Genomic DNA, 2,325 nt, shown 5'->3' on the forward strand with positions numbered 1-2,325 from the left:
ACGACTACGTCCGGCATGGCACCACCAGCCTGTTCGCCGCGTTCGACATCTCCAGCGGATCGGTGCTCGCCCAGCACTACCGGCGCCTCCATGACCACCGCAGCTGACGTCGAGCACGTGCGCCCTGGCAAAACGTTTCCGGCAGCGCGCGACAAATGAACACTGCACTGCCCGGCGGGATGGCCCGCTACCGCGTGACGACCGGCGCCACCACCTGGCCCGACGACACCGGCTGCGGAATACTGCACGTCGACATGGACGCCTTCTTCGTGTCGTGTGAGCTGCGTACGCGTCCGGAACTGGTGGACAAACCGGTGGTCGTCTCCGGCGGCGGCCCCAGGTCGGTGGTGGCGGCCGCGAGCTATCCGGCACGTGAGTTCGGTGTCCGGTCGGCCATGCCGTTCTCGACCGCCAAACGGCTCTGCCCCCAGTTGGTCTGCATCACCCCGACGCCGGGCCTCTACGGTGACGTGTCGAAGGGCGTCATGGCGGTCTTCCGGGAGCTGACGCCGTTGGTTGAGCCGCTGAGCCTGGACGAGGCCTTCCTCGACGTCAGCGGAGCACTGAAGCGGCTGGGTTCCACGCCCGCGCGGCTCGGTGCGCTCATCCGGGAGCGGGTGGCCGCCGAGCACGGGATCAACTGCTCCGTCGGCGTCGCGAAGGTCAAGTTCGTCGCGAAACTCGCGTCCGGGATGGCGAAACCGGACGGCATGGTCGTCGTCCCGGCGGCCGAGACGCTCGCTTTCCTGCACCCGCTGCCCGTGTCGGCGCTGTGGGGCGTCGGCAAGCGCACCGAGGAGCAGCTGAGTCAGCTGGGCCTCGGCACGATCGCCGACGTCGCCACCGCGCCGCTGCCCCGGCTGAGGCGTTCACTGGGGCGGGCGCTGGGGGAGCACCTGTGGGCGCTCGCGAACGGGCACGACGAACGCGAGGTCGTGCCGGAGACGCCGGACAAGTCGATCGGCGCCGAAGTGACCTTCGACGTCGACCTCCACGACCGCGCGATGCTCGGGCTGGAACTGCTCCGGCTGTCGGAGCGGGTCGCCGCCACCCTGCGCCGCCGGGGGCTGCGGGGGCGGACGGTGTCGATCAAGGTCCGGTTCGCCGATTTCAAGACCATCACCCGCGCCCGGACAACCGCCGTCGGGGTGGACGTGGCCCGCGACATCCATCGCACCGCCGTCGAGCTGCTCGCCGAGCACGCGCCGACGGGTGCGGTCCGCCTGATCGGCGTAAGAGTCGAGGGCCTGGACACGGAGAGTGATGGAGAACAGCTACTTTTCGACTCACCCGAACCCCGATGGCGGGATGCGGAAGTCGCCGCCGACGTCGCGAGGTCGAAGTTCGGCTCGGCCGCGGTGCGGCCCGCGTCACTACTGACACCCCGTGACCAGTGACTTCTCCCGTCCGACCGTCTTCGAGAGGGCGAGTCGGGTGGTTTCGGCCAATTCGATCCCTTCTGGATACGGGATCGGGTAGTCGGACGAGCGCGGGGCTCGTATCCTGGACAGAGACACCCCGCCTGGGGTTGTCTGTTGGGTCCATGACGTTGCGCGGCCCGGCGCCCGCGACAGCTGTGCCGGAGGAGGAAAGATGCCACTCTCCGAGCATGAGCAGCGGCTGCTCGATCAAATCGAGCGCGAGCTCTATGCCGAGGACCCCAAGTTCGCATCCACGGTGCGAGGCACCCGGTTGCGCCGACCCGCCCGCCGACGGCGTATCCAGGGTGTAGCCCTGTTCGTGGTCGGTGTCGCACTACTGGTGCTCGGCGTGGTGGTCAACATCCGGGTCGCCGAGATCCCGGTGATCAGCGTGCTCGGGTTCCTCGTGATGTTCTTCGGAGTCATGATGGCCGTCACGTCGATACGGCAAGGTGCCGAAAGCGAAGGCGGTAAGAGCGGCGATGGTGGCTCGGGAGCCGGCGGAGGGGGCGGCAAGCCGTCCACGCGCCGGAGCTCGTTCACCCAGCGCATGGAAGAGCGCTTCCGCCAGCGCTTCGAGGAGCAGTAGCTCTCACACACGCGAACATGCCGACGGGACACTGTCCCGTCGGCATGTTCGCGTTGTCATGTCGCGTTGTCATGCGTCCAGGACGTCGTGGCCGGTCCGGGGGTCGTGAGTGTTTTGGTCGTCAGGGCCAAGAGTGTCTTGGGTACCTACTGGATTTGGCTGCGGCTGATCGTGGGCCCGGTCCGTGAAGGTCTCTTTGCCTACCCTGAAGGTCGTCAAGGAGCCTTCGCTACTTTCGGGGTCGCCGCTGTGGCCCCAGGTGCAGCGGTCGCGCGTGAAGGCCCCCTTCCCTCGGCTCAGCCGAGGGAAGGAGTC

At 68.0% G+C, this 2,325-nt stretch carries 2 protein-coding genes; both read left to right on the top strand.

Going from position 1 to position 2,325, the window contains the following annotated elements; translation table 11 throughout:
• Positions 1-179 precede the first annotated feature (179 nt).
• Positions 180-1,397 carry a DNA polymerase IV gene (dinB, locus tag AB0M65_RS40745; protein ID WP_364041013.1) on the top strand — a complete coding sequence of 406 codons (1,218 nt, stop codon included), beginning with the start codon at positions 180-182 and terminating at the stop codon, positions 1,395-1,397.
• A 196-nt stretch (positions 1,398-1,593) separates the two neighbouring features.
• Complete coding sequence (locus AB0M65_RS40750) at positions 1,594-2,010, top strand: DUF3040 domain-containing protein (RefSeq protein WP_364041010.1); 417 nt, start codon at positions 1,594-1,596, stop codon at positions 2,008-2,010.
• Positions 2,011-2,325 lie beyond the last annotated feature (315 nt).

Source organism: Amycolatopsis sp. NPDC051071 (assembly GCF_040682875.1).
In the GTDB taxonomy this organism is placed as follows: Bacteria; Actinomycetota; Actinomycetes; order Mycobacteriales; family Pseudonocardiaceae; genus Amycolatopsis.

Excerpts from the sequence above, each read along its gene's own strand:
- dinB (WP_364041013.1), top strand. The coding sequence starts at position 180 with ATGGCCCGCTACCGCGTGACGACCGGCGCCACCACCTGGCCCGACGAC.
- AB0M65_RS40750 (WP_364041010.1), top strand. The coding sequence starts at position 1,594 with ATGCCACTCTCCGAGCATGAGCAGCGGCTGCTCGATCAAATCGAGCGC.